General features: G+C 60.9%; 25 protein-coding genes. 4 read left to right on the forward strand and 21 right to left on the reverse strand.

What is annotated here, in order from left to right:
- Positions 1 to 12 precede the first annotated feature (12 nt).
- Positions 13 to 5604, forward strand: a complete 5592-nt coding sequence (gene uvrA, locus N3C12_02465; GenBank protein MCX8071304.1) for an excinuclease ABC subunit UvrA — start codon at positions 13 to 15, stop codon at positions 5602 to 5604.
- Positions 5605 to 5638: 34 nt separating this feature from the next.
- Here the strand turns inward: uvrA and N3C12_02470 are convergent, their stop codons facing one another.
- The 8 genes from N3C12_02470 to uvrC form a co-directional block, all read right to left on the reverse strand.
- On the reverse strand, positions 5639 to 6292 hold the full coding sequence (locus N3C12_02470; protein MCX8071305.1) for an ABC transporter substrate-binding protein: 654 nt from the start codon (positions 6290 to 6292) through the stop codon (positions 5639 to 5641).
- A gap of 3 nt (positions 6293 to 6295) precedes the next feature.
- The gene (locus tag N3C12_02475; GenBank protein MCX8071306.1) at positions 6296 to 7018 is read right to left on the reverse strand and encodes a VacJ family lipoprotein; all 723 of its coding nucleotides are present in this window, start codon (positions 7016 to 7018) and stop codon (positions 6296 to 6298) included.
- 1 nt (position 7019) lies between these two features.
- Entirely contained in the window at positions 7020 to 7514 is a 495-nt protein-coding gene (mlaD, locus tag N3C12_02480) for an outer membrane lipid asymmetry maintenance protein MlaD (protein ID MCX8071307.1), read from the reverse strand.
- Positions 7515 to 7523: 9 nt separating this feature from the next.
- Entirely contained in the window at positions 7524 to 8300 is a 777-nt protein-coding gene (locus tag N3C12_02485) for an MlaE family lipid ABC transporter permease subunit (protein ID MCX8071308.1), read from the reverse strand.
- Between the two features lie 6 nt (positions 8301 to 8306).
- The gene (locus N3C12_02490) at positions 8307 to 9053 is read right to left on the reverse strand and encodes an ATP-binding cassette domain-containing protein (GenBank protein MCX8071309.1); all 747 of its coding nucleotides are present in this window, start codon (positions 9051 to 9053) and stop codon (positions 8307 to 8309) included.
- A gap of 166 nt (positions 9054 to 9219) precedes the next feature.
- Positions 9220 to 9558, reverse strand: coding sequence for a hypothetical protein (locus N3C12_02495; protein MCX8071310.1), 339 nt, complete (start codon positions 9556 to 9558; stop codon positions 9220 to 9222).
- A complete protein-coding gene (nagA, locus tag N3C12_02500) occupies positions 9558 to 10721 on the reverse strand; it encodes an N-acetylglucosamine-6-phosphate deacetylase (protein MCX8071311.1) in 1164 nt (387 codons plus the stop codon). The genes N3C12_02495 and nagA overlap by 1 nt, the downstream gene beginning before the upstream one ends.
- 1332 nt (positions 10722 to 12053) lie before the next feature.
- Complete coding sequence (gene uvrC / locus N3C12_02505) at positions 12054 to 13997, reverse strand: excinuclease ABC subunit UvrC (GenBank protein MCX8071312.1); 1944 nt, start codon at positions 13995 to 13997, stop codon at positions 12054 to 12056.
- Positions 13998 to 14201: 204 nt separating this feature from the next.
- Between uvrC and N3C12_02510 the strand changes: the two genes are divergently transcribed.
- A complete protein-coding gene (locus tag N3C12_02510; GenBank protein ID MCX8071313.1) occupies positions 14202 to 15005 on the forward strand; it encodes a hypothetical protein in 804 nt (267 codons plus the stop codon).
- Here the strand turns inward: N3C12_02510 and N3C12_02515 are convergent.
- The 10 genes from N3C12_02515 to N3C12_02560 all read right to left on the reverse strand — a co-directional run bounded on the left by N3C12_02515 (position 14956) and on the right by N3C12_02560 (position 22533).
- Positions 14956 to 15894 (reverse strand): TatD family hydrolase, encoded by a 939-nt coding sequence (locus N3C12_02515; protein ID MCX8071314.1) that lies wholly within the window; start codon positions 15892 to 15894, stop codon positions 14956 to 14958. The genes N3C12_02510 and N3C12_02515 overlap by 50 nt on opposite strands.
- Entirely contained in the window at positions 15891 to 17453 is a 1563-nt protein-coding gene (metG, locus tag N3C12_02520) for a methionine--tRNA ligase (protein ID MCX8071315.1), read from the reverse strand. The genes N3C12_02515 and metG overlap by 4 nt, the downstream gene beginning before the upstream one ends.
- A gap of 69 nt (positions 17454 to 17522) precedes the next feature.
- Positions 17523 to 18437 (reverse strand): stage 0 sporulation protein, encoded by a 915-nt coding sequence (locus N3C12_02525; protein ID MCX8071316.1) that lies wholly within the window; start codon positions 18435 to 18437, stop codon positions 17523 to 17525.
- A complete protein-coding gene (locus N3C12_02530; GenBank protein MCX8071317.1) occupies positions 18434 to 19393 on the reverse strand; it encodes a DNA polymerase III subunit in 960 nt (319 codons plus the stop codon). Before N3C12_02530 ends, N3C12_02525 begins: the two co-directional genes overlap by 4 nt.
- A complete protein-coding gene (gene tmk / locus N3C12_02535) occupies positions 19375 to 19998 on the reverse strand; it encodes a dTMP kinase (protein MCX8071318.1) in 624 nt (207 codons plus the stop codon). Before tmk ends, N3C12_02530 begins: the two co-directional genes overlap by 19 nt.
- Positions 19991 to 20374 (reverse strand): response regulator, encoded by a 384-nt coding sequence (locus N3C12_02540; GenBank protein MCX8071319.1) that lies wholly within the window; start codon positions 20372 to 20374, stop codon positions 19991 to 19993. Before N3C12_02540 ends, tmk begins: the two co-directional genes overlap by 8 nt.
- A gap of 277 nt (positions 20375 to 20651) precedes the next feature.
- Positions 20652 to 21083: a hypothetical protein gene (locus N3C12_02545; GenBank protein MCX8071320.1), complete on the reverse strand. Its 432-nt coding sequence runs from the start codon at positions 21081 to 21083 to the stop codon at positions 20652 to 20654.
- A gap of 50 nt (positions 21084 to 21133) precedes the next feature.
- Positions 21134 to 21694 (reverse strand): hypothetical protein, encoded by a 561-nt coding sequence (locus N3C12_02550; GenBank protein ID MCX8071321.1) that lies wholly within the window; start codon positions 21692 to 21694, stop codon positions 21134 to 21136.
- 3 nt (positions 21695 to 21697) lie between these two features.
- Positions 21698 to 22060, reverse strand: coding sequence for a hypothetical protein (locus N3C12_02555; GenBank protein ID MCX8071322.1), 363 nt, complete (start codon positions 22058 to 22060; stop codon positions 21698 to 21700).
- Positions 22057 to 22533: a GspH/FimT family pseudopilin gene (locus N3C12_02560; protein MCX8071323.1), complete on the reverse strand. Its 477-nt coding sequence runs from the start codon at positions 22531 to 22533 to the stop codon at positions 22057 to 22059. The genes N3C12_02555 and N3C12_02560 overlap by 4 nt, the downstream gene beginning before the upstream one ends.
- Before the next feature lie 590 nt (positions 22534 to 23123).
- On the opposite strand from N3C12_02560, the gene N3C12_02565 reads away from it, so the two are divergent.
- A complete protein-coding gene (locus N3C12_02565; GenBank protein ID MCX8071324.1) occupies positions 23124 to 23324 on the forward strand; it encodes a hypothetical protein in 201 nt (66 codons plus the stop codon).
- A gap of 61 nt (positions 23325 to 23385) precedes the next feature.
- Here N3C12_02565 and N3C12_02570 read toward each other — a convergent pair whose 3' ends face one another.
- The 3 genes from N3C12_02570 to N3C12_02580 are packed head-to-tail and all read right to left on the reverse strand — an operon-like array spanning position 23386 to position 24632.
- The gene (locus N3C12_02570) at positions 23386 to 23841 is read right to left on the reverse strand and encodes a molybdenum cofactor biosynthesis protein MoaE (protein MCX8071325.1); all 456 of its coding nucleotides are present in this window, start codon (positions 23839 to 23841) and stop codon (positions 23386 to 23388) included.
- Positions 23838 to 24101, reverse strand: a complete 264-nt coding sequence (gene moaD / locus N3C12_02575; GenBank protein MCX8071326.1) for a molybdopterin converting factor subunit 1 — start codon at positions 24099 to 24101, stop codon at positions 23838 to 23840. Before moaD ends, N3C12_02570 begins: the two co-directional genes overlap by 4 nt.
- Before the next feature lie 15 nt (positions 24102 to 24116).
- Positions 24117 to 24632, reverse strand: coding sequence for a molybdenum cofactor biosynthesis protein MoaB (locus N3C12_02580; protein ID MCX8071327.1), 516 nt, complete (start codon positions 24630 to 24632; stop codon positions 24117 to 24119).
- Between the two features lie 66 nt (positions 24633 to 24698).
- Between N3C12_02580 and N3C12_02585 the strand changes: the two genes are divergently transcribed.
- A complete protein-coding gene (locus N3C12_02585) occupies positions 24699 to 25331 on the forward strand; it encodes a hypothetical protein (GenBank protein MCX8071328.1) in 633 nt (210 codons plus the stop codon).
- The last annotated feature ends 36 nt before the right edge of the window (positions 25332 to 25367 follow it).

A 25367-nucleotide genomic window follows, 5' to 3' on the forward strand; every position in this document is an offset into this window, starting at 1 on the left:
TTCCAGTAAGTCATGGCGGACTCCTTCATTCGCGTTGTCGGTGCGTTTCAAAACAACCTGCAACACATCGACATCGACATACCTGTGAACGCCCTGACGGTGATTACCGGGCCGTCGGGTTCTGGCAAATCGTCGCTTGCTTTCGATGTGCTTTACGCGGAAGGCCAGCGCCGCTACGTGGAGACCTTTTCCGCCTACACGCGGCAGTTCTTGGAGCGCATGGACAAGCCCTGCGCCGAGCGCGTGGAAGGGATTTTGCCGGCAATCGCCATCACCCAAGGCAACACGGTCAAAACCACCCGCTCCACGGTAGGGACCATGACCGAGTTGCACGATCACCTGAAACTCTTCTGGGCTAAGCTAGCGGTACCCTATTGCCCCGAGTGCGGGGTCTCGATGCAACCGATCACGGCTGACGAGGTGGTGGCCGAAATTTTGAAGAACCCCGATGGCACACGGTTCCTGGTTGGGTTCGAAACTCCCCTGGCACCCGATTTACCTTGGGAGGAAGCCAGGGCTGGCCTGCAAGCCTCGGGCTTTCATCGGGTGCTGGTAAACGATGCCGTGCGTTTGCTCGAAGAGGTAGAGGAGCCAGTGGCTTCTTCACTTTTTGTCATCGTAGACCGCTTGAGCCTGCCTCTGCGCGACAATTCGCGACTGGCGGATTCGGTGGAGCAGGCGTTTCGCTGGGGCAGGGGGCGCATGTGCGTGGCGTACCTGGAAAATTCGCTCCGCGTGGTTCGCTATTCGAGTGAACGGGAGTGCCCGCAATGTCAGCGGAAAGTTCGGGAACCGGTGCCCAATTTGTTTTCGTTCAATAGCCCGTTGGGTGCTTGCGAACAGTGCCGCGGGTTTGGGCGGATTATCGATGTCGACTTGGACTTGGTCATTCCGAACGACAGCCTGTCGATCGAGGAGGGGGCGATTAAGCCGTGGACGACCAAGTCGACCGAATGGGAGCGCAGCGAGTTGGAAGCCTTTTGTGTGCGGCGCAAGATTCCCTTGCACCGACCGTGGCGAGAGCTCACCCCCGAGCAGCGCAACTTAGTCATCGAAGGTGACGACCAATTCTTCGGCGTCAAAGGCTGGTTCCGTTGGCTCGAGGGACGCACCTACAAGATGCACGTGCGTGTGTTCCTGTCGCGCTACCGCAGTTATCGGTTGTGTCCAGCGTGTCGCGGCGGTCGACTGAAGCCTGAGGCAACGTGGTATCGCATCGCCGGACGAACCCTCGTGGATGTGCAACGGATGAGCGTAGACGAGGCGCACGGGTTCTTCGGCTCATTGGAGTTCTCCGGTTCGGGCGACGAAGTGGCGCGGATGGTTCTCCGCGAAATCCAACAGCGGCTGCGTTATCTCCGCGAGGTCGGATTGGGCTATCTGACCTTGGATCGGCCGTCGCGCACGCTCTCAGGCGGGGAGCTCGCGCGGGTGGACTTGACCACCGCTGTCGGCTCCTCGCTGGTGAACACCTTGTACATCCTTGACGAACCCTCGGTAGGACTGCATCCGCGCGACAGCCGCCGACTGGTGCAGATTCTGAAGGAGCTGGTGGCCAAGGAGAATACCGTAGTCGTGGTGGAGCACGACCCGGAGATTATCCGGTCGGCCGACCACGTGATCGACTTGGGGCCGGGTGCAGGCCGGCAGGGCGGACGCGTTGTGTACACGGGCCCGGTGGCAGGATTGCTGCGCTCGCAGCGCTCGAGCACGGGCGCCTTTCTGGCTGGTCGGCGTTCGATTCCGATTCCCCCCAAACGCCGGAAGATCTTGCCGGATTTGTCGCTCACCGTGCGCGGGGCTCGAGAGCACAATTTGAAGAACATCACCGTGCGGATTCCCCTTGCACGCTTCGTGTGTGTCACAGGGGTGTCCGGTTCGGGAAAGTCGACCTTGGTTGAGGACATCTTGTATCGCGCCTTGATGCGGCACTTGGGGAAGTCAGGAGAGCGCCCGGGTGCGCACGATGGCATCGATGGCGTCGAGCGGATTCGGGCGGTGGTGTTGGTGGATCAAGCGCCGGTGGGGACGACCCCGCGATCCGTGGTGGCCTCGTACGTGGGGGCCTTCGAAAGCTTTCGGAATCTCTTTGCCGCAACGCCGTTGGCCGCTTTACGCGGTTACGATGCCAGGGCGTTTGCTTTGAGTACCGGCGTCGGTGCATGCCGCACTTGCAAAGGGGAGGGATTCGAGAAGGTCGAGATGCAGTTCCTGTCCGACGTCTACCTGCCGTGCAGCGAGTGCGGTGGCAAGCGCTTCGTCCCGGAAGTGCTTGAGATCCAATATCGTGGCAAGAACATCTCTGAGGTCTTACAGCTCACCGCTGCCGAGGCGCTGCAGTTCTTTGCCGACGAGCCCACCGTGCAAGCGCGGTTGCAACCATTGTGCGATGTCGGTCTCGATTATCTGCCCTTAGGGCAGCCGTTGAACACGCTCTCCGGAGGAGAGGCGCAGCGCCTGAAGTTGGCCGCCGCCCTTAGTCAACGGAGTGCTCCGCACACGCTGTACATCCTCGATGAACCGACGATCGGATTGCACTTGGGCGACGTGGACCGGCTGTTGGCAGCGCTGCAGCGCTTGGTGGATGCGGGTCATTCGTTGCTGGTCGTGGAACACAACATGGAGGTCGTGAAGTGTGCTGACTGGGTGATCGACCTCGGGCCCGCGGGGGGCGAAGCGGGCGGTTACGTGCTTGCGGAAGGTACGCCAGAAGACGTTGCTCGGACCGAGGGTTCACCGACTGCACCTTTTTTGCGGCAGGCGCTGCAAGGGTTATCCTCCGCGGTTGCGGAGGCACCTTCTTCCTACGCGCTGGTGCGCAAAGAAAGTGCCGCGGTGCCACAGCGGCGCGGACAGATTTGCGTTGTCGGAGCGCGGGAGCACAACTTGAAAAACATTCACCTCGAGCTGCCCCGCGATCAATGGATCGTCATCACTGGCCTGAGTGGATCGGGAAAGTCGACCCTGGCCTTCGACATTCTCTATGCAGAGGGCCAACATCGGTACGTGGACAGCCTCTCCACGTACGCGCGCCAGTTTGTCGGCGTACTGCCGCGGCCCAATGTCGATCTTGTTACCGGCATTCCTCCAACCGTCGCCATCGAGCAGCGGCTCAGCCGGGGCGGGAAGTGGTCGACGGTGGCGACGATGACCGAAGTCTACCATTACCTGCGCCTCCTTTATGCCAAGCTGGGCGTGCAACATTGCGTGCAGTGCGAACGGCCTCTGTCGACCTTGAGCCGATCGCAAATCGAGTCACGTGTGCGCCAGTGGTTACGCTCTGGGCCTCTGACCTTGCTGGCCCCAGTGGTGCGGGGACGCAAGGGATCCTATCGCGCGTTGTTCACGAAAGCGCACCGCGCGGGCTTCTCACGCTATCGGGTGGACGGGCAGTGGATCGACTTTCGGCAGGTTCAGCCGCTCGAACGCTTTAAGGATCACGACATCGACATTGTGATTGCCGAGCTCGCTGGCAACGCCGTCCGGCAGGTGCACGACGCTGTGGAAACTGCCCTTCGGTACGGGGCAGGCACGTTGATTGCCGTGCGCGATGGCGCGGAGCATGTGCTCAGCGAGCACCTTTATTGTTCGGAATGTGGGCTGGGGTATGAGCCGCTCGACCCGCGCATGTTTTCCTTCAACAGCAAGCGGGGGGCTTGTCCGAAATGTTTTGGAGCAGGCAGCCTCGTGGACTTCGATCTGGAGCACGCCCTCCCCAGCGCGACGGCAGTGGGTGTGGCGTTGAAAAATCTGTTTCAGGAAACGGACGAGGCGTTATGGCGTGCCTGTCAGCGGTGGGGGCAGAAACATCGCGAGATTTGGCGGGCACCTGCGGGGCAACTGACGCGAGCGCAGTGGCGGGAGATTATGGGAGAGGGCGACGGTAGTTTGCTGGCGGTGTTGCGAACCTTCGCGGTCGCGAAGGGGGAGGAAAGCGATGTTCTGGCCGGCCTTTTGCGCGAGCGTCCGTGCAGCGAGTGTGGTGGGAGTCGCCTTCATGCGCGTGCCCGAGCGGTGCGCTGGCACGGGCAGGCGATCTGGGAATGGACAGCGCTGTCGGTGTCGGCCGCTCGTTCTGCGCTCGCGAGAATTCCGGTCGGTGCCCGCGAGCAGCAAATTGCGAGCGCCGCATTGAAGGAAATCTTCCCGCGTCTCGAGTTCCTGGCTGCGGTTGGCCTCGGCTACCTCACGTTGGACCGCAGTGCGGATACGCTTTCTGGGGGTGAAGCGCAGCGGATTCGACTGGCGGCGCAGTTGGGCTCAAATCTTCGTGGTGTCTGTTACATCCTCGACGAGCCCACCATTGGCTTGCATCCGGCGGACAACGACCGTTTGCTTGGTGCCTTGCGGCAGTTGCGGGACCGCGGCAACACCGTCATCGTGGTGGAGCACGACGAGGCGACCATCGAGGCCGCGGACTTGGTCGTGGATTTAGGCCCTGGCGCCGGGACCCACGGTGGGGAAGTGGTGGCCGTAGCACCGCCGACGCAACTGCGACGGATTCCCCAATCTCTGACAGGAAGATTCCTCGGCATGTCGCGCCGCCGCATCGGACCGGTCCGCGACGTCAGCGCTCTCCCGCGCATCCAAGTCCGCGGCGCGTCCGAGCACAACTTGCGGAACATCGATGTCGACATTCCGGTGGGTGCCTGGACTTGCGTGACAGGGGTATCCGGTTCCGGGAAGTCGACGCTGGTCCGTGACGTGTTGTACCGTGGGCTGCGGCGCCAGCTCGGCTTGGTTGCGGCACCGCCGGGTCGCTACCGGAAAATTGTCTGCGAGGGAATCACGCGCGTGGTCGAGGTCGACCAGACACCGATTGGCCGCACTCCACGGTCGATCCCCGCCTCGTACGTGGGCGTTTTCGATGCCATCCGCAAGTTGTTTGCCGGTACCCCCGACGCGCGTGTGCGTGGCTACACCGCAAGCCGCTTTAGCTTCAACGTGCCGGGCGGCCGGTGCGAGCAATGTGGCGGCCAAGGTCGCATCCGCATGCAAATGGCCTTCTTGCCCGATGTGTTTGTGACCTGCGACGGATGTGGCGGACAGCGGTACAACGAGGAAACGCTCGCCGTACGCTATCACGGCAAGACCATCGCCGATGTCTTGGCAATGACGATCGAGGACGCGGCGCAATTTTTCGCTGCGGTGCCAGGGATCAGTTCAACGTTGGCGCTCATGCGCGACTTGGGTCTCGGTTACCTGACCCTTGGCCAGGGCAGCAATACGGTTTCGGGAGGAGAGGCGCAGCGACTGAAGTTGGCTTATGAGCTGGCGAAGTCGAGCGTGGCGCCCACGCTCTACGTACTCGACGAGCCCACCACTGGGCTCCATTTTGCCGACATTGAACGCCTCATCGAGCTGCTGCACCGGCTGGTGGACCGGGGGCACACAGTGGTCACGATTGAGCACAACTTGGACATCGTGAAGGAAGCCGATTGGATCATCGACCTTGGCCCTGGTGGCGGCGATGCCGGCGGAGAGGTGGTTGCGATGGGAACAATTGCTGAGGTGTTGGACGTCGAACGTTCGGCGACCGCTCGTTACCTGCGCAACTTGTTGGCAAACGAACAGGCGCCAGTTGCGCGCGTTGCCTCCGAGTGATCCCATTCGGGTCGTTGCCTACCGGGGAGCACACCTAGCTTCGCGTGCCCGGGGGCTGGCCGATCGGCTCTCCCCGCGCGTTTTTCTCTTCCAGGAGTTGGATGAGTTTTTCCGGCCCGTCACGGCTCACGATTTCCTGGAACTGTGAGCGAAAGTTGGCCACCAAGCTCGTCCCCTCGATGATCACATCGATGACTTTCCACTGGTTGCCAAGCTTTCGCAGCCGGTAGTCTACGGCGATCGGTTCGCCTCCTTGCGGTCGGAGGATGCGGGTTTTGACGGTCCAATCGCCGTCTGGCTCCTGTCGTTCCCCGACGACCTCCGCGCGCTCGTTGTTGTATTGATCCACGTTGCGCCCATAGGTGAGCGAGAGGTGTTTACGGAACTCCTTGACAAAGCGGCTTTGCTGTTCAGGCGACAGCCGCTTCCAGTTGCGCGCCAAGACCAGCTTGGAAACGGTATCGAAATCGAAGCGCGCTGAGGCGATCTCTTCGATCTGCTGGCGCTTTTGCTCGCTGGTCCGGGACGAATCGCGAAGCACGGCGAGCACTGCGTCGGCCGTTTGTTCGATCACTTGCCGCGGCGTTTCCTGGGCAAGAGCAGAGGTTGCTGGGAAGGTGCTCAGAACCGTAACGGCAGACACGGTTAGGCCGGCCACGAACCACAAGCGCCTTCGCACAACGTTCATCGCTCACTCCTCGATCCGGTAGAAATCTTCGCCTGGCCCCGAATCTTCCCGCTCGTTTCGAATTTGGCGGGCGCGCCGCTGCAAGTAGGCATTCCGTACTGCAGCATAGTAGTCCAGCGAAGCTTCTTTCAGCTCCCTCACCGCATCCAGAACCTGGGCGCGGCTGTTCACCACTTGCACGGTTTGCGGACCAATCGTGAAGCGGATGTCGGCAAAGAACCAGTACACCGTCGCAATCGAATCCACCCCGTAACCAAGCGCATCGCGCGGCGTAGAAGGCCCGATGAAAGGGAGAACCAGGTACGGTCCGGCCGGAACCCCCCACACGGCGAGAGTTTGCCCGAAGTCTTCGTCGTGCTTATCGAGACCCCATTGGCTGGCCACGTCGAACACGCCGACAACGCCGAAGGTTGTGTTTGCGATGAAGCGAGCAACATCGACGGCTGCGTCGTGCGGCTTCGCTTGCAGAAGATTGTTCGCCGCCACAATCGGCGTGTAGGCATTCTGAAACACGTTGGCGATCGATTGCTCGACGCGATCAGGAATCGCCCGATGCCAGGCCTTAGCGATTGGCTCGAGCACGTAGCTGTCGAGCGTATCGTTAAAAGTGAAAATCGCCCGATTGAACCCTTGCCATGGGTCGGCTTCCTGTCCCCAGGCAGCGCCGCGGGGCGCGAGAATACAAAAAATGACCAGTCCGCAAATAAAACGAGCTTGAAGGCTCATCTCATTCACCACTTGCGCCTTGGCGCGAGTTCGCGTTGTTTCCCCCGCCGCGATCCAAAGAGTAAATGAACTTGCCGATCAAACGTTCCAGGCTCAGCGCCGACTCGGTGATCGTAATTACGCCCCCGTTTTCCAAGTAACGATCCTCGCCACCGACCTGTAGAGAGATGTACTGGTCGCCGAGCAGACCGGCAGTCACGATCGAAGCACTCGTGTCAACGGGCAGCTTAAGCTCTCGGCGTAGGTCCATTCGGACCCGCGCCCGATAATCGTTATCCAAAATGATGTCGACGACTTGCCCGACTTTGACGCCGGCGATGACCACCGGAGCTCGCGGTTTCAGGCCACCAATTTCGTCGAACGATGCATACAGGGTCAGGCCGCCTTGGTTATGGAAGGTCAGCCCACCGACGTTCATTGACAGGTACGCTAACGCCGCAAGCCCGGCGAGTACAAACAAACCGACAATGAGGTCTCGGCGAGGTGATCGATTCATGGCAGCCCCTTACACGCCCCACAATGCAGTGATGATATAGTCGAACAACAGCACCGATACCGATCCAACCACCACCGTGGAAGTTGTTGCGGCACTCACGCCTGCCGAAGTGGGATGGCAGGTGTAGCCGCGGAATGTGGAAATCAAACCGACGAGAATACCGAAGATGAACGCTTTCAGGATGCTTCCGAGTACGTCGTCGCGGAAATCCACCGCGTTCTGCAAACTGGAAATATAGTTCCCCGCGTCCACACCCATGAGTGCTACGCCCACGAAGTAGCCGCCGGCGAGCCCGCAAACGATGAACAGGGCAGAGAGCAGCGGCATGGCAGCGATCATGGCGAGTGTCTTCGGTGCAACGACCAGGTGAACGGGGTCGATTGCCAGCATGCGCAAGCCATCCAGTTGCTCGGTAGCGACCATTGTGCCGATTTCTGCCGTTGTCGCTGAGCCGGCGCGGCCAGTCGTCAGAAGTGCGGTCAGTACTGGGCCAAGCTCGCGAATCAGGCTCAGGCCGACAACAGCCCCGAGCGATTCCTCTGCGCCGAAGCGAACGAGGGTGTTGTAACCTTGCAAGCCCAGCACCATGCCGACGGCAGCACCGCTCACGCAAATAATTAGCAACGACAGCACACCGATGTTGAACAGCTCCGCCATAAACGCGGACACACGCGGCGGTGGCGTGACCACGGCACGGGTGACATCGATGGCAAACCACGTGATCCGCCCCAGTTCCGCAACAAAACGAACTGTGGCAAAGCCAATGTCCTGGATTACCCTGGTCATGGTTCGTTACCACCGTTGGACTGGCGTATGTTGGGGTTCACGGACCCCTTCTTCATGAATCTCCTCGTTGAAGAAGTCGGCAATTTGTGGATCGGGGTTGTTGGCCAGTTCTTGTGGAGGCCCTTGCACGGCTTGATGGTCCCACAGCAGGACCACATGGTGCGCCATGCGCATCGTGGACGGGATATGGTGTGAGGAAACGATCATCGTGATGCCCCGTTCTTGGTTGATGCGGCGCAGCAGCGCCTCGATGCGCTTGACGGAAATCGGATCGAGCCCGGAGAAGGGCTCGTCGCAAAGGAGAATTTGCGGGTCGCGCAAAATCGCGCGGGCGAGCGCAACGCGTTTGACCATTCCGCCAGACAGTTCGCCGGGCAGGAGATGATCGACGTCGCGCAAGCCGACGGCCGCCAGAGTGGAGTGCACACGATCGGCGATCTCTTCCTCGCTGAGTTTCGTGTGTTCGCGCAGAGGAAGGGCAAGGTTCTCGTATACGCTGAGCGAGTTCAACAAAGCACCGCCTTGAAACATCATCCCCAGGTATTGTCGCACTCTGTACAGCTCGCGCTCGGACAAACCCACCACGTTGGTGCCGGCCACCCAAATGCGCCCGGCTTGGGGCTGAATAAGTCCGCCGATCAGTCGGAGAATCGTGGTCTTGCCCGCTCCACTGCCTCCGAGAACGACGGAGATGCGACCGCCAGGGAACTCGCAGGAAAAGTCGACGAGCACAGCGCGGGTTCCGAAACGCATGTGGACATGCTCGAACGACACTGGTGCCTGGTTCTCTGGCAGCGTGTTCGCAACCATGGTCGATGCAGGGTATCCAGGCGTTCACCGAGCGGCAAGTTTTATGGATTTGAATACGTCGCCTGCGGACGCAGCTTGGCCTTTGCTGCCGATCGGGTGTGGACCCCGCTTAGTCAGGCCGTCGCCCTCGACGAGGAGCCCACGCTGGAAGAGGGCGTGCATGGATGTGGTAGTGGTCGGGAATCTGACGCATGTGATCGTCAAAAAACCAGCCTTGCGGGAACAGCTCGTCGGCCACCTTGCGCAACGCTGCTTCGATGATCGCTCGCTCCCAGGGCTCCACCGTGGCTTTGTGCTCGCGCAAGACCGCCATAGGCACATCGCAGGAGTCACAGTCGAGGATCGCAAAGGGCACGGGACCGTCATACTCCCGGTACCAGCGGGTGGTTGGCACGAGAATGCAGAGCTCGCACGCTTGTCGTGGCCCGTGGAACCCTCTCGGGGACATCACGCTCCGGTGCGTTCGTACACGACTCGTCCCCCAATAATCGTGTAAGCGACTTCGTAATTCTGATCGAGAACGACTAGATCGGCCTGGTAACCAGCTTCGATACGGCCGTAGGCATGATCGATACCGAGAATCCGGCAAGGGTTTACCGCTGCAGCCTCGAACACGCGCTCAGGGGCGATCGTGGGAAGCCAGCGAAACAGATTGCGCACAGCTTGGTCGAGCGATAGGGCGCTACCCGCTAAGGCACCGCCGCCGGCTGTCCTTACAGCGCCGTTCTGTACGACGCAGCGCTTGCCCAGGAGTTCGTATTCACCCTGCGGCAAGCCCAGGGCGACAGCATCGCTCACGAGCACCATGCCTGCACCTCCGCGTGCGCGCCAGGCCAGTTCGAGAGCTCGCGGCCGTACATGGTGACCGTCGGCAATCAGCTCGACCGTGAGCGATGGCTCACTCAATGCCACCCCGACCAGACCGGGCTCGCGGTGGTGAAACGGGGCCATGGCATTGTACAAGTGTGTCACGTGCGTAGCGCCCGCATCGACCGCTACTAGCGTCAGTTCTTCGCTTGCTTCGCTGTGGCCGAGCGCAACGGTAATCCCGCGCTCGGCGGCCGCGGCGATCAACGGCAATGCGCCGGGAAGTTCCGGCGCCACGGTGATCATTTTCACCAACCCGCTACTCCGACCGACGAGGTCATCGAACTCCGCCAAGTCCGGTGGTCGCATCCAGCGGCGATTCTGCGCGCCCGCGCAGTGGCGATTGAGGAAAGGCCCTTCGAGGTGGATGCCGAGGATGCGGGCTCCTGGTTCACCGCCGGCCGCCATGGCGATCGCTTCGACGGCAGCTTGCAAGCGGCGCCGAGGCAAGGTGGCGACCGTGGGTAAGAAGCCGGTCACGCCGAATTGAGGGAGTTTGCTCGACAGGTCGAGAATTTGCTCTGACCGTCCGCTCTCGCAAAAAAGGCCAAAGGCACCGTGCAGGTGTAAATCTACAAATCCAGGAACCACGAGGTAGCCTTGTGCCTCAATCACCCGGGCGCCAGGGGCTGCCACGTCTTGGTCGACACGATCGATCACGCCTTCCTCGATGCGCACATCTGTCTGGTCGCGCCAACCGTGGGGAAGCAACACCCGCCCTCGACGAATCAATACCTTGTGCATTCCCGTTTCCTCCCATGCGCGTTGCCCGAACCTATGCTCGGCCCACTGTGGTGGACAATGGGTTCCTGAGCAAGGGGAGCTTGCGATTGGTCGCGATGGTCAAGCAGTAAAGTGTGGAAATTTCTCATCATAGTCGGCAGTCCAACGGGAGGTCGGCCTGGGAAGGCTCGGACCGTTCCCGAACGAGACAACGAGCTCAAGCAGTGGTTGGAATTGATTAAGGCGCTCGGGGAAGAATCGGAAGATGAAGAAAAGAAAATTGTGGTTAAGTGTTACAACTCTGGCAGCGATTTTTGTCGTAGGGCCACCAGCAGCGTTTGGGCATGGCAAAGGGAAGGGTGGAGTGAGGGGGGACGACGACGGAATGGGGCACCTTGGCGGGCCTCCGCGTTGTCTGTTGCTCGGCCTGCAGATTGACCCCACCTGTCGGCGTCAGTGCGATGCCGCCGAGCGAACCTGCAAGGCGCAAGCGCGGGAGGCACTGCGTGCGTGCTTAAGCTCGAGCTGTGCGGATGCTTTGGCGGCGGTACGCACCGCGTGCGTGGATCCGCGGTCGCAGGCATGTGCCGATGCTTGGGCAGCCTACGTGCAATGTGCGCAGCCGTGTACTTCGGCATACCGCTCCGCCGCGGCTGAATGTCGTTCTGCGGAAGACGCGTGTAAGGCGGCATGTCCGGAAATCCCGCCAGAAACCGAATGTCCGCCGCCCGTGGATCCCGCGTGCAAACTCAGTTGCAAAGCAACGGAAACGGCTTGCCGAGCCACTGCACAACAGGCGGCGGCCACCTGCTTGCAGGGGTGCAGTGACGAGATTGCCGCTGCTCGCCAGGCTTGCGCGAGCGGCGTCAGCTCGGCGGAATGTCAGGCGGCGTTGCAAGCGGCGCGGGCCTGTACAACCCCGTGCGGTACACAGCTCCGCAACGACGTCGAGGCTTGCAAGGCAGCAAAAAAGACGTGTGAAGCCTCTTGCATCAGTACTGGAAGTAATCCATAAGGGTGTTGCCCCTGTACAAACACGCGGCTGCCTGCCCCCGCAGCCGCGGCGCAAGCAGCAACGGCGGCTTGCGTGAGGAGTGACGGGCCCGGCAGCCCCTGCCCCCAAACCGCTTCCGGGTCCGGCGCCCCTTTTTTGCTCAGGATGAGCGCAGCTCCCTCGGTGTCCGGGTCTGGGCTCGCCTATGGCGACATCCCGCCACGGGCTGCTGATGGCTCAGGCATTGCCACCGAACTAGGGTGAACTTCGGACCGAGGGTTTCCCTAGAGAGGCTTGATCGGTCGGGGGAGTTTTCCGGCGGGTTCGTTAGGACGCCCTCGACGCCATCGCAGCCGGTTTTATTCATCCACTCCCTTTGCCTCAGCACTTGGAGGAGCTTCCGCTTGCGGCTTCGGTTGAGGTGGAGGTGGGAGGTTTTGTTGGAGAGCCGCGAAAATTTGCTCCGCCAAGCTGCGCGAGATGCCGGGAACTTGGGCGAGTTCTTCCACGGAGGCTTGGCGCACGCGGCGCACGCTGCCGAAGTGGCGGAGCAACCGGCGGCGTCGCACAGCCCCGACACCGGGGATGGCGTCAAGCACAGAGCGCAGCCGCTCCTTAGCGCGCAGCTTCCGGTGATATGTAATTGCAAAGCGGTGCGCTTCGTCGCGTAGCCGCTGGAGCAGGAACAATGCGTTACTGTTGCGGCGGAGAATGATGGGGTTTTTGCGTCCTGGCAGGAACACGCGCTCTTCGCTGTGCCGCACCTGCTGTTCGCGCGGGGCACGTTCGACCCGGTCCTTGGCTAATGCGATGGCTTCCACCTCTGCCACTTCGAGTTCCCGCAAGACCTCCAAGGCGATATTCAGTTGCCCCTTGCCGCCATCGATCACAATCAGGTCAGGGTACATGCCCTCCTCGCGGGCGCGGGCGAAGCGGCGCGATAGCACCTCGGCCATCATGGCGAAGTCGTCCTGTTGGGGCACGGTCTTGACTCGGTACCGCCGATACAGGTTCTTGTCCGGTTCCCCGTCGATGAACGTGACTTGCGAACCCACCGCCCCACCGCCCTGCAAGTTCGAGATGTCGAAGCACTCGATGCGGTGGGGGTAGCGGCGCAAATGGAGAGCCTGCTGGAGCTCTGTACACATCCGTTGCCGCTGCTGCGCACTATCTTGGTGCTGGCGAAACGCTTGTGCGGCGTTCTCCTTCGCTAACTCCAAGAGGCGCACCTTGTCTCCGCGCTGGGGGCGGTGGATGGTGACCCGTTGTCCCTTGCGCTCGGAAAGCCACTCTTCGAGGGTTTCCGCGTCATCCAAGTCACACGGAACCAACACCTCGTCGGGGACGTAGCGCTCTCCCTGATAAAACTGCTGGAGCAGCATAGAGAGGATTTCTTCGTTCGAGAACTCCAGGTCCGCCAAGCTGTAGCGCTGATGGCTGGTGAGCTTGCCCTGTCGCAGAAATAGGACCTCAACTTGGAGAAACCCGCCTTCGCGATAAAAGCCCCACACATCCGTGTCGCCACGGTGGTGGGCAAAGACTTGCTGGCGTTCTTGCGTTCGCTCGATGGCACGAATACGGTCGCGAATGCGCGCCGCCTCCTCGAAGCGGAGCTCTTCGGCGGCCTTTTCCATTTCCGCCGTGAGTTGGCGGATGAGTTGCTGGCTCTTGCCCTCGAGCAGTAGAATTGCCTCGCGCAAATGCCGCTCGTACTCCGCGCGGTCTACCGGGAGGCAACATGGAGCCAGGCAGCGTTTAATTTGGTACTCCAGGCACGGGCGGGAGCGGTTGCGAAAGACGGCATCGGGGCAAGTTCGCAGCGGGATGATCTTACGAATTGTGTCTAGTGTCTCCCGCACGCTCGCCGCCGAGTCGTAGGGTCCGAAGTAGCGGCTGCCGTCCTTGACGATGCGGCGGGTGACCAAGATGCGCGGCCAAGGGTCTTGGAGGGTGACTTTGACACTGACGTACGACTTGTCGTCCTTGAGGCGAATGTTGTAACGGGGCTTGTACTGCTTGATGAGGTTGTTCTCGAGGATCAGCGCCTCTTTGTCGTTAGCCGTCACCAAGGTTTCCACGTCAGCAATCTTGGACAACAGGAAACGGATTTGGGAGCGATCGTCCCCACCGCGAACGTATTGCCGGACGCGGCTGCGCAAGTTTTTTGCCTTTCCGACATAAATGACCTTTCCTGCGCTGTCCTTCAGCAAATACACCCCTGGACGGGCAGGAATCGAATCCAGCTTTTCCGCCCATGCGGGATCCTTGTCTGCTGGGGTCTCAGGGACAGGGAGGTCGGTCACGAAGTGCGAGTATAACTGTGGCCGAGCAGGCGAGAAGCGGGTGCCGAAACTTCCTCATAGCGTCGCCGTGCCGCGCTGGCCGCTCGCCTGCCTCCGTGGTAACGGTGGCGTGTCGCTGGCCTAAGTTGTCTGCGCTGGAAGCGGCGAAGCAGGGGTTACGGGTAGTACGCTGAGCGGAGCGGCGACGAGGGAAAGGGCATCAACGTGGGTGGAGCAGGATTGGAAGCCGGCGAACGGGAGGTGCTCGCTGCTTTACGCCGCCGCGGGGTGGTATGCCGGGTGCGTCGGCGCAGCGGAGCATTGGTTCCCGTCACGCGGCGCAGCCAAGACGCACTGTATTCGCTCCTGAGCCACTACTCGTTTCGGCTGTTCTTGCGCGACCTGATCCGCCTGCGTGCGGGAGCAGAACCCCAGGAGCTCACCCACTACTGTTCGCTGGACGTGGTGCACCGTTACTTGCGGGACCTGGAAAAACTCGATCTCGTGCAATGGAGGAAAGGAAAGGCACTGCTCGCGTCGCAGGACGTGCGTTCCCTCGGGCCCACGTTGGAGTGGTACGTGGCTGAGGTTTTGCGCCGCGAGTTCGGCATGGCAGCGACGTGGAACCTGCGGCCCAGCAAGGTGCAGGGCGGGGGTGACTACGACGTCGTGGCTCTTGCCGATGGGGTACTCATATACGTGGAAACGAAGGCGGCGGCGCCGCGTAACATCGAAGCAGGGCAAATGGCGGCGTTTGTACAGCGAGTGGCCGTCCTGGGTCCCGACATGGCTGTGCTGGTGAACGATACGCAGCTTCGCATGCTGGATAAACTCGTTCCGGCAATTCAGCGCGCCGCGCGGACGGAACTCCGCCGAATTGGGCGTTTCCGGCGCCTGCGCGGGGAGGTTTTTGTTGCTGGCGACTGTTTGTTTGTAACCAATAGCGAGCCGGACTTGGTAGGCAATCTTGGCCTGTGCGTCAGTCACTTTTTGCGCTCGCGCTCGCCCCTGGCACGCCCGCTGGGCTGAGCCATGTGGTGCCAGCTTGTCTTTCGCGAATTCGCGGGAACGCACGCCAAGTATTCTCCGTTGCCCGTTCCACAACTCGCTCCAAGCTGACGGCGCGCAAGCGGGCAATGCATTCCGCAGTGTAGAGCACAAAGGCGGGTTCATTGCGGCGGCCACGTCGTGGCACAGGAGCGAGATAGGGGGCATCGGTCTCCAACAAAAAGCGATCTTCAGGAACCTTACGGGCCACTTCGCGCACGCCTTCCGCATTCTTGAACGTGACGACACCACTAAACGACAGGAAAAACCCGAGGTCGAGAAAACGCTTGGCGGTCTCCCAACTGCCCGTGAAGCAGTGAATGACGCCTCCCACCTCCTGAGCCCGCTCCAGGCGAAAGATTTCGAGCAGGTCGTCTTCTGCTTCGCGCAAGTGGACCGTGAGCGGCAACTGATTGCGGCGCGCGAGATCGATGAAGTACCGTAACAGCTCGCGCTGCTGCGGTCGGGGAGAATGATCGTAGTGGTAATCCAAGCCAGTTTCGCCGACGGCAATCACGCGCGGGTGTGCCACGAGGCTTTCGAGCGTCGCCAGCGCTTCCGGAGTGGCCTCCTTTGCATCGTGAGGGTGGATGCCGACCGTGGCGTACACACCTTCGTGGTGAGCGGCAAAACTCAGAGCGCGACGGTTGCCATCCAAGCCATCTGAAGCCCCGATTTCCACGAGCATACGTACTCCTGCCCGCAGTGCGCGTTGATAGACTTGATCGCGGTCCTGATCGAACGCCTGGTCGTGAAGGTGGCAGTGAGAGTCAATGGCAAGGAGCCCGGTGGGCAGTTTCGGAAGCTCAGCGGCGTTTGTCGTCGCGGATGGCATGACTTCGTCGTTGCGTTTCGTGAGCCGTGAACTCACGGAAGAGCGCTGGCGCCGGCTGGATCCTTGCGCAGGTCGACGCGGGGGAACAGGGTAACCGGGCCAGCAACCAAGTGGTTTTCCGGGAAGGCCTCGCCCCAGCGAATTTCAGACGGTAAAGCAGTCGGCTGCGGTAAGCCTAAAAGTGAGAAGAGTTTTTGGCTGGTTTCCGGAAGGAACCACGCGAGCAAGATCGCCGTCGTGTGCAAGCACTGCAGGAGGCGATGGAGAATGCCCCCGACTCGGGGAAGCTGTTGGGGATCTTTAGCCAGGGTAAACGGCGCTGTCTCCACGACGTACTTGTTTGCGTGGTCCAAAGCTCGCCAGAGCGCCTCCAAGGCGCGGTGGAACGCAAGCTGCGCGGTCCATTGCGGCACCTCAGTAAGGGCCTGAGAAAATGCTGCGTACAGCTCCTGATCCCTCGGAGTGTCGGGATCGAGTGGCTGGAGCCGGCCCCCAAAGTAGCGCTGCTGCATGGAGAGGACGCGGCTCACCAGGTTCCCCAGACCATTGGCCAAGTCGGCATTAATACGGGCAACGAACGCATCTTCGTTGAACGAGGCATCTTGCCCAAAGGCCATTTCACGAAGCAAAAAGTAACGCAGCGTATCGATGCCGAATTGCTGCTTGATGTCTAGAGGCCGAATCACGTTGCCGAGGCTCTTTGACATTTTGGCTTCGCCGCGAACCCAGTACCCGTGAATAAGTAGGCGGCGGAACAAAGGCAGTTCAAGCGCGAGTAACATCGAAGGCCAGAAGATCGCGTGCGGCTTGAGGATATCCTTGGCCATCACGTGGTTTGCGGTTGGCCAGAAGACCCGGAACGTTTCCTCTCCGCGGATTTTGAGGCCGCTGATGTAACTAATGAGGGCGTCGAACCACACGTAGCACACGTAATTCCGATCGAAGGGCAACTCGATCCCCCATTCGAGGCGGGCTTTTGGACGCGAGATGCACAAATCACCGATGCTGCCGCTAGCAAGCATGGCCAAGACTTCATTCCTGTAGTGCTCGGGGAAGATTGCATCCGGGTAAGTTTCAAAGTGGCGTTGGACCGCTGGTAAGTACCGGGTCATGCGGAAGAAGTAATTTTCTTCCTCGATCCGCTCGGGTGGCCGTTGGTGGTCTGGGCACTTGCCGTCGACGAGTTCCTTCTCAGTCAAGAAGCGCTCGCAACCGGTGCAATAAAGGCCGGCGTAACGGCTAAAGTAAATGTCCCCTTTGTCGTACAAACGCTGGAGAAATTCTTGTACGAGCGCTTCGTGTCGGGGATCGGTGGTCCGAACGAACTGGTCGACCAAAAAACCGCACTCATGCCACGCTCGCTCGAACAAGGGGCTCATGCGGTCCGCATAAACTTTCGGGTGTTGCCCATGCGCGGCGGCAATGGTGGCAATCTTGTCGCCGTGCTCGTCAGTCCCGGTAACCAAAAAGGTCTCGACTCCCCGTGCGCGCTGAAAGCGTGCGAGGGTGTCGGCAACGATCATAGTGTAGGTATGCCCGAGGTGGGGCTCGGCATTGATGTAGTAAATCGGGGTTGTCACGTAAAAGCGTTCCATTGGCGTTCTTCCCATAGACCAGGAGTCGAGACCTGGCACGGGGGCGCTGGGGGCGATCCTGGGGGCTGCTCAGGAGGGTTTTGGGGGAGTTTCCGATCCGTTCGGGTCAGAGCTAGAAGGCGGCGATGATTCACCCTCGCCAGTTTTGGCGACGATAAGATCCTCGAGGCTTGCTTCCACGAGGGCTCCACCGTCTTCGAGTTGAATCAGCACCGTCTGTTTCAGGATATTCTGCCGCTGCACGATTCCCGCCCCGTGCAGGGACATCACCTTTTTCCCCACTGCAGGTAGACCGCGGCCTAGTTCTAAGTACGTTTCGTACTCATAGCGCAGGCAGCATTTCAGGCGGCCGCACATTCCCGCAAGTTTGGCTGGGTTGAGGGAGAGCCCCTGGGTCTTGGCCATTTTTACGGAGACACCGCCGGGGTTGCGCAAGAATGTGGAGCAGCACAGCTCGCGGCCACAAGGCCCCATGGCGCCAATCATCTTGGCCTCTTCCCGGGAGCCGATTTGTTTCATCTCGATCCGAGTGTGGAGGGCTTGCGCCAATTCTCGCACCAGGTCGCGAAAATCCACCCGACCTTCCGAGTAAAAGTAGAAAACGATTCGCCCTCCGTCCGGTGTTTGTTCGACCCGAACTAACTTCATGGGCAAGTCCCGTTCGAGAATTCGGGTGAGGCACAAGCGAAAGGCCCGCTGCTGCTGCTCGTGGAGGCGGTCATCTCGGTCCAGGTCCGCTTCCGTAGCCTTGCGTAACACGCGGCGGATTGGCTCGGCTGGGAGTTCGTAATTGGAGGGAAGAGCGGTGACGACTCCGAGGCGCTGACCGTCGTCGGTCGCCACTACAACTGCGTCACCCCACCTTAGCTCGAGCGCTCCTGGGTCGTATGCGTGGATCGGCCCGACGGGATGGAACTTCACTCCCACGAGGCGGGGGAGTGTCTCCTCATCAGCGGTCGCTGGTGGGGTGAGGGGTTCGCTCATGGCTGCACCTGTGCCATTTCCAGCAGCATTGCTTCGAGCAAAAGCGTGCGGTTGGGATAGCCCTCGCGCAGGGTGCGCCACGCTCGCAAAACCACTTGAGCGCGCGCCGAGGCAATCCGGGCTCCTGGGAGGTTTTCGGTAGAGAACTCGGTTGCTTGCTCGCGAAGCATGGCCAACACCATTTGCAATCGAGGCTCGAGCGCGGATTCTGGGCGACTCAGTTCCTCGACAAATTGCGCGATCGCCGCATAGCGTGCCTGCCCGAGCGTGGCAAGAAAATTGGCCGCCTTGCGCGCGAAGTCAACGGAGACGGATTCGCGCAGTTCCAACGCCCGCCCCACGCTCCCTTCAGCAAGCGGAACGAGTGGGTCGATTTCCGCAGAGCTCAAGCCGTGACGCACCAATGCTTCGCGGAGAAGATGCGGGGGGAGGGGCGGTACGGCGATGCGCTGGCAACGTGAACGCACGGTGGGAAGCAGACCCTCGGGCGTGCTGGAAATAAGAAGAATCCAGGAGTTCGGCGGGGGCTCCTCGAGAACTTTCAGAAGCGCGTTTTGTGCAGCGGTAGTGAGCGCTTCAGCTCGTTCCACCACTGCAACCCGTGGCTTTGCCTCCGGCGACGCGAGCGCGAGAAACTTTTTGAGCTCTCGCGCTCGCTCGATGCTGATTTCTCGCTTGCCTGCGGGCACCGCAATCCACAGGAGCTCGGGATAAGTGCCGGCGGCAAGTTGCACGCAAGTGGAACAGCTTCCGCACGCCTCGGGGTTGTCGCGGGCATTGGGGCAGCTCAACCACGCTGTCCATGCGCGCGCAAGGCTGCGCTTGCCCACACCTGGCGGTCCAATGAAGAGCATCGTTTGTGCGGCCCGTCCACTGCGCACCCGCTCTTGCAGGTTCTCCCTGAGCGCATCGAGACCAAGCAAGTCGGCGAAGCGAATCAATTTTGGGCGAGACATTGGTCGATTGCTTGAAGGACCTGTGCGTGAACCTCATCCGGAGATGCGCCGGTGTCGATCACAACAAAGTTGCTGCCTGGCTCGCGGGCCAGGGCCAGGAAGCCCGCACGCACCCGCTCATGGAAAGCGAGCGACTCGCGGTGGAAGCGATCGTCACGGCCGGCGCGTCGAAGACCGACATCGACTGAGCAGTCGAGTAAGATGACTAAGTCGGGTGTCACCCCTTGGCGCGCAACTGCATCGAGTTGGCGAACGAGCTGCAAATCGAGACCTCTGCCGTAACCCTGATACGCGAGGGTGGAAGCCGAAAAACGATCACACAGAACGATCTTCCGCGCGAGAATTGCCGGGCGAACCACGGTGGTCACGTGCTCGGCACGGTCGGCGAGATAGAGGAAAAGCTCCGTCCAAGCCGTGGGGGGCTGCCCTTGACTGTTCATCAAGAGCTCGCGGATCCGCTGGCCAATCTCCGTTCCGCCGGGTTCCGCCGTCTGCAGGACTGCTTGTCCCCGAGCTTCCAACGCTTGCGCAGCTCGTTTGAGATGCGTGGACTTTCCGGACCCTTCCACTCCCTCGAAAACAATCAGGCGGCCGCGGCTAGTCACTCGACGTCTCTCGCCCGAGAACCAACTCGATGCCGTACAAGAGTTGCGTTCCGGTAAACGGCTTGGTGATGTAGTAGTCCGCCCCGAACTGGTATCCCTGCACGACATCTTCGTCCGCCGTTTTGGCTGTGACGAGGATCACCGGGATGCGCGCTGTTTCGTACCGCTCTTTGAGCTGTTGCAAAACTTCGAGGCCGCTCATCCCCGGCATCATGATGTCGAGCAGGATGAGATCTGGCGGCATTTGCAGGACCAGCTCCAGAGCCTCGGGGCCGCTTGTTGCTTCCACGACCTCGTAACCCTTGGGTTCCAAGATGCCGCGCGTGATGACGAGGCTGTCAGGGTTATCGTCAACCACGAGGATGCGAGTTGCCATACGCTGAATCGTGCTGCGATGCTGTTGGTTGTCTTCTCGAGCCCCAGGAAGCGCCGAACCTTGAGGCCATATACCTTGTCGCGCTGGTGTATGAAAGACGGATCTCTTGAAAAGTTAGCCAAGTTACGTCACTTCACGGCTGCTTTTGGCGGGGGAGCGGATCCGCAGCAATGCCCGAGGCAAGGATTAGGCGCGCATCTCGTTTGCGGGAGCCCACCATCTCACGCGCCTCAATTGGCCCAGGTGGAGCCGGTTCGTTGAAGCGGATCCCGTCAACTTAAGAGTCTAGTGCCTGGTTCCAATACACGTGCACTGAGCCATCGCCTTGCCAGCGCACGAGGGCTTCGACCTCAGCGCTGCCGCCGCCCCAGCCTCGCCCGTTCGAGCGGATACGGACGGTAGTAGCGTCTACCGTCGCGAGGCGAACCAGGAAGGCGCGCCCCTCAGTGCCGAAAGGCATCCACTCGTGAGGACTACGCAGGAGGCTGCCGTCATCCGCCGTGCCGCTGATCCCGTCCGGCCCGCGTGTCGCACAGGCGGCGGATGCACAGCTCTGGATGGCCGCTAAGGCGTAGTGCAGCCCAGCTTCGGCGACGTAAAAGGCATCTAACTCCCTGCGGAGGTTTTGCGCCAACACTTGGTCGGTATACGCTTGCAAATAGAGCCACGACACGAGGGGAAGCAGCAGACCGACCCAGCCGAGCACCACGACCAGGGCGGCCCCGTGCTGCGCCCGGATGAGGGGCGCGGTTCCTATTCCTATCGGTTGCGCCGCGCCGTGGCAATGCATGTTGCGACAGTTCCGCGCAGCGTGGGTTCGGGTAACTGCGCGGCCCATTCGGTAGTTAACTGCAACCGCATGAAGCCGATCGAGCTGTTAGAGGTTCCCTCCGAAGGCACAGGCGTGCCGGTGGGATCAAAGTATGTGAGCACGAAACCATCGGACGGAACATTGGAGAGCCACGGTTGCGGGCTGGCGTTCTGCGTGGCACGCGTCACGGCGGAGCGCCCGCTGTCCCACCGGTATGCGATTCGTTCGTGGAGACCGGCCGTAGTCCCGTCCCCATCTAGGTCGGCGCGGAGCTCGACTGACTGTACGGCGGCATTTGCCACTCCATCGATGGGTTCCCCTGCCGCACTGTACCCCGCGATTCGCCACTCCCGCGCCAGCATGTCGAGTGCGAGAAAATTTGTTTGCATCGCCTCGCGCTTCACCTCTTGAAGACGCAGCAATCCCAGAACACTCCGAGTGAAGCTTATTGCGCTTGTGCACACCACGTGGATCAGCAGCAATGCCAGAAGCACTTCAATGATCGACATGGCTTACCCTCCGCCCGACCTCGGCCGATAGATCAGCGTGCGGAGCTCTAGCCGCTGCTCGCTATGCCCTGACCATTGGATCGTGGCGACCACTTCGTCCAGGTCCGGACGATCTTCAAAAGGCCGGATGTCGACGCTTTGCTGGTAGCCGTCCTCCCGCGGGCACACGGTGAAAGTCGGGCCCACGTGGGCTTGCTCGATTGCGTTGACCGCCAGGACGAGGGCCCGCGACAGCCTCTCGGCCATGGTGGAGAGTTCACGCACGCGTAACAGGGTTAAACATAGAAGAGCGGCCGTGGCCCCCAAGATGGCGGTGGCCACCGCGACTTCAATGAGCGAAATACCGAGTTCTGAGCGAAGTTTCATTGCAAACGCACCCGGCCAGCAATGTCCACGATGATGTGCTTTTCCTCTCCGAAGCCGTTGCGCAGCACCACGGTACCAAAAGTGGCTGCATTGCCCCGCGGCTTAAAGGCAATGGCTTGGCCGCTGGCATTGCAACTGACAACTCTGACTCCCGCGGGGAGGGCCACCGCGCCGCCCAGGTTCGTGTATGTCGATAGCGGCCGCCACTGCTTTTGGTACGTGGTGGAACCGGGCGAAAACACAATGCGGTGACTACGGTTTGTAGCAGCAGCGCGGAGGCGGATAGAAAACAAATCCAGCATCACCTGACGCGCCGCCGTTCGCAGCGCCATGCGTTCGCGCCACTGCGCCCAGTGGGAAAGGGCGAAACTCCCAGTAACGCCAAGCAGAGCCAGCGTCGCTACAAATTCCATTAAGGTGAAGCCCAGGAGCCCTTTCTTAGTGATCACGCTCCAGCTATACGCCAACAGCATGCCACATGGTCGGTCTCGCAACCGGCTTCTCCGCACGCCTTAAACGATTTGGTTGTCCCTCACTGTGAGCCCATTGGCGTTCTCCCAGTGAGTCAACCGGTGCATTGTTGATCTCCATGGCCCGTGTGGGATCGCGAGTCGTAGGCTGCGGATTAGGTGAGCGGCCACGTGACCGAATTTGGCGCGCTGCGCGGGGTGCGCGGGGCTAGGCGAGAAGGCTTACAAAGACACGGATTGCCATAGCTGCAAGCGGGTCCGCCGAGCCGATCGCGCGAATCACGTGACTGGGATCCGAGCCCAGGGACAGTACCAAGCGCCTGACTGGCTAGCTGCCCACTCCGGTCACCGGCTCAAACGGGCCTGGTCGGGGCGAAATCAATAGCGTCGCATCAGAGAAGGCCCCCCTGGGTTCGTCTGCGTCCTTGTTGTGCCTCGCTGGACCCCGGTCGGTGCCAAATGGGGCGCCACGCTGTTGGCCGCCTTCTCAGCCCATAAGCAATCCGTTCACGAATCCAACATCGTTTTCATGTTGCAGGGGCTTTATTCGCAGAATTCAGAGGTTAACATTGCAGTACCAAAGGAGAATAAAGATGGCATGGACCTCATGGTTATGGACTGCAGTGATTCCCACGCTACCCCTCGTTGTCCCAATGTTGAACTGGGTGTTGTGGGGAAGTGGTATAGCCTTGGTGCTCTCTGCGGCCGCCTTGGCGCTGGAGTGGGATCGCTCCGCTACTGATGTGGAGAACGCCGCCGCGCTCGATGATGGTGCGGTTGGCTGTGCCGCTTGAGAACAGTTGAGGCAGGAAGACGCAGGGCGCCGCGGTGTGAGGCCTGCGGCGCCCTACTTTTTTATTCGGCCTTCGCTGAAGATGGCGACTGCTGGAGGCCAATCCAGAGCTCGCCGCCCTCGAACATTTCCTTCTTCCAGATCGGGACTTTATTCTTCAGTTCGTCAATAGTGTAGCGGGCTGCGGCAAAGGCTTCGTTGCGGTGGGGTGCAGATACCGCGACGGCCACGCTCGCTTCTCCTAGGGGCACGGGGCCGAGGCGATGAACGGCGGCAATTTTGCCCAGGCGCCACTGCGCGAGTGCGGCGCGCACGATTTTTTCCATCTCCCGTTCTGCCATTTCTTCATAGGCCTCGTATTCGAGTCTGAGCACGCGTCGCCCCTCGTTATGATCCCGCGTCGAGCCAACAAACAGCACGGTGGCGCCGCAGCTCGGATCGGCGACTGCTGCTAGCAACCGGGCGGTATCGATCGGCTCGCGCAGCACCTGCACCTGGAAATTCGTATCGCGGGTCATTGAACCTCCCGACCGCTGCCCCCGCTGACGGGTGGAATGAGGGCCAGTTCATCCCCGGGTGCGAGCTCGTGCTCCAGGTGCACGTACTCACGATTGACGGCAAAGGTGACGCAGTTGGCGAAGGGAGAAAGTTCTGGGAACTTCCGTTGCAGCGCCTCCCACGCTGCGCGAACCGAAGTAGGCCCCGGCAATTCGAGATCCGTGATCTCCGTCCCGGTCCGTTCCCGGAGCACAGCGAAGAAGCGCACCCGGACTTCCACGCTTACCCTCCGTGGCTACTGAATCCGGCGCACCAGGCCAACAACATGCCCGAGCTCGGGCAAGATGAGACGCTTCATGGCAAGTTCCACCGCTCGCGGAGCACCGGGCATGGAAAATAGCACGCGCCGGCCGATAACACCGGCCGTGGCTCGGCTGAGCATGGCGGCTGCCCCGATTTCTTCGAAGCTCAGTACCCGAAAGAGCTCCCCAAAGCCGGTAATTTCCTTGTCGAACAAACGGCTGACGGTTTCGTACGTGGTGTCGCGTCGCGCTAGGCCAGTGCCGCCGTTGATCAACACTGCGGCGGCGGCTTCCGGCAGCGTTTGCAGTGCGCCTAGGATGAGCGCGGGCTCATCCTGGAGGATGCGATATTGCTCCACACGATGGCCCGCTTCGCGGAGCAACTTGCAAATAAGCTGGCCACTGTCATCGTTGGCGGCCGTGCGGCTGTCGCTCACCGTGATCACCGCACAGCCCACCGACGCGGCATCGGTGCGGTGGTGCTGCGTATGTGTAGCTTGCTTTGCCATGGCCGCGCATTGTAGCAAGGAGACGAAGTTGCGGAAGGGAACCGCGTAGGAAGAAGGTTATTGCGGATGGCATTGCGGAGGCTGGTGACTGGGGCGTATGTTGCAGTGATTCTTGGCGCCACTCCCTTGGCCTCTCCCCTGGGGAAATGGGTTGCCTGGGCACAGCCCAAACAGCTCCCTACAATCCGGTTTGTCATTCCCAACGTAGAGCAAACGAGGGCTGCGGCTACCGGAACACCGAGCCGGCCGACGCCGGCACATGCCGCCGCTCCGGCTGATTACTGGTGGAACCAGCCGGATTACATCGAAGCTTTCGGGCTTTCACCGGAACAGCGCCAGCGGATGGACGCGGCCATGGTCCACACGCAGGAAGAGACGGAGCAGGCCATCCGGAAGCAAAACCAAGCGCGCGACCGTTTTCACGAATCGGTCAAGAAGCGAGATTGGAACAGTGCCCGCCAAGCAGTGGAAGAGTGGGAGCGCGCATTCGCGGCGCAGTGGAGTGTCGGGAATCGCGCGAAACTTGCTGTACTCGAGCTCCTCACGCCAGGGCAGCACGAGAAGCTGCTCAAAGAGCATGCGTATTTGCTCGATCGCCCCTGGACCTTGGGGCGCCGCTTTCAGATCCATAGAGGTCCCCAGGGCGCACCAGCATTGGTAGGAACTCCTTCACCGCCTCCGTCAGGCGCCACGCAGTAGGAGTTTTTCTCGCGGGCGCCGCCTCTTTGTTTCGCT

The sequence above is a fragment of the Candidatus Binatia bacterium genome (assembly GCA_026415395.1).
Taxonomy (GTDB): Bacteria; Desulfobacterota; Binatia; order HRBIN30; family HRBIN30; genus HRBIN30.

What these genes read in the sequence shown, in the direction of transcription:
- N3C12_02470 (MCX8071305.1), bottom strand. Translation starts at nt 6,292, where the DNA reads ATGAACGTTGTGCGAAGGCGCTTGTGGTTCGTGGCCGGCCTAACCGTG.
- nagA (MCX8071311.1), bottom strand. Translation starts at nt 10,721, where the DNA reads ATGCACAAGGTATTGATTCGTCGAGGGCGGGTGTTGCTTCCCCACGGT.
- N3C12_02525 (MCX8071316.1), bottom strand. Translation starts at nt 18,437, where the DNA reads ATGAGCGAACCCCTCACCCCACCAGCGACCGCTGATGAGGAGACACTC.
- N3C12_02555 (MCX8071322.1), bottom strand. Translation starts at nt 22,060, where the DNA reads ATGAAACTTCGCTCAGAACTCGGTATTTCGCTCATTGAAGTCGCGGTG.
- N3C12_02490 (MCX8071309.1), bottom strand. Translation starts at nt 9,053, where the DNA reads ATGCGTTTCGGAACCCGCGCTGTGCTCGTCGACTTTTCCTGCGAGTTC.
- N3C12_02580 (MCX8071327.1), bottom strand. Translation starts at nt 24,632, where the DNA reads ATGGCAAAGCAAGCTACACATACGCAGCACCACCGCACCGATGCCGCG.
- N3C12_02485 (MCX8071308.1), bottom strand. Translation starts at nt 8,300, where the DNA reads ATGACCAGGGTAATCCAGGACATTGGCTTTGCCACAGTTCGTTTTGTT.
- uvrA (MCX8071304.1), top strand. Translation starts at nt 13, where the DNA reads ATGGCGGACTCCTTCATTCGCGTTGTCGGTGCGTTTCAAAACAACCTG.
- N3C12_02540 (MCX8071319.1), bottom strand. Translation starts at nt 20,374, where the DNA reads ATGGCAACTCGCATCCTCGTGGTTGACGATAACCCTGACAGCCTCGTC.
- N3C12_02495 (MCX8071310.1), bottom strand. Translation starts at nt 9,558, where the DNA reads ATGTCCCCGAGAGGGTTCCACGGGCCACGACAAGCGTGCGAGCTCTGC.
- N3C12_02475 (MCX8071306.1), bottom strand. Translation starts at nt 7,018, where the DNA reads ATGAGCCTTCAAGCTCGTTTTATTTGCGGACTGGTCATTTTTTGTATT.
- N3C12_02550 (MCX8071321.1), bottom strand. Translation starts at nt 21,694, where the DNA reads ATGTCGATCATTGAAGTGCTTCTGGCATTGCTGCTGATCCACGTGGTG.
- N3C12_02570 (MCX8071325.1), bottom strand. Translation starts at nt 23,841, where the DNA reads ATGACCCGCGATACGAATTTCCAGGTGCAGGTGCTGCGCGAGCCGATC.
- N3C12_02565 (MCX8071324.1), top strand. Translation starts at nt 23,124, where the DNA reads ATGGCATGGACCTCATGGTTATGGACTGCAGTGATTCCCACGCTACCC.
- metG (MCX8071315.1), bottom strand. Translation starts at nt 17,453, where the DNA reads ATGGAACGCTTTTACGTGACAACCCCGATTTACTACATCAATGCCGAG.
- N3C12_02530 (MCX8071317.1), bottom strand. Translation starts at nt 19,393, where the DNA reads ATGTCTCGCCCAAAATTGATTCGCTTCGCCGACTTGCTTGGTCTCGAT.
- N3C12_02560 (MCX8071323.1), bottom strand. Translation starts at nt 22,533, where the DNA reads ATGCTGTTGGCGTATAGCTGGAGCGTGATCACTAAGAAAGGGCTCCTG.
- N3C12_02585 (MCX8071328.1), top strand. Translation starts at nt 24,699, where the DNA reads ATGGCATTGCGGAGGCTGGTGACTGGGGCGTATGTTGCAGTGATTCTT.
- mlaD (MCX8071307.1), bottom strand. Translation starts at nt 7,514, where the DNA reads ATGAATCGATCACCTCGCCGAGACCTCATTGTCGGTTTGTTTGTACTC.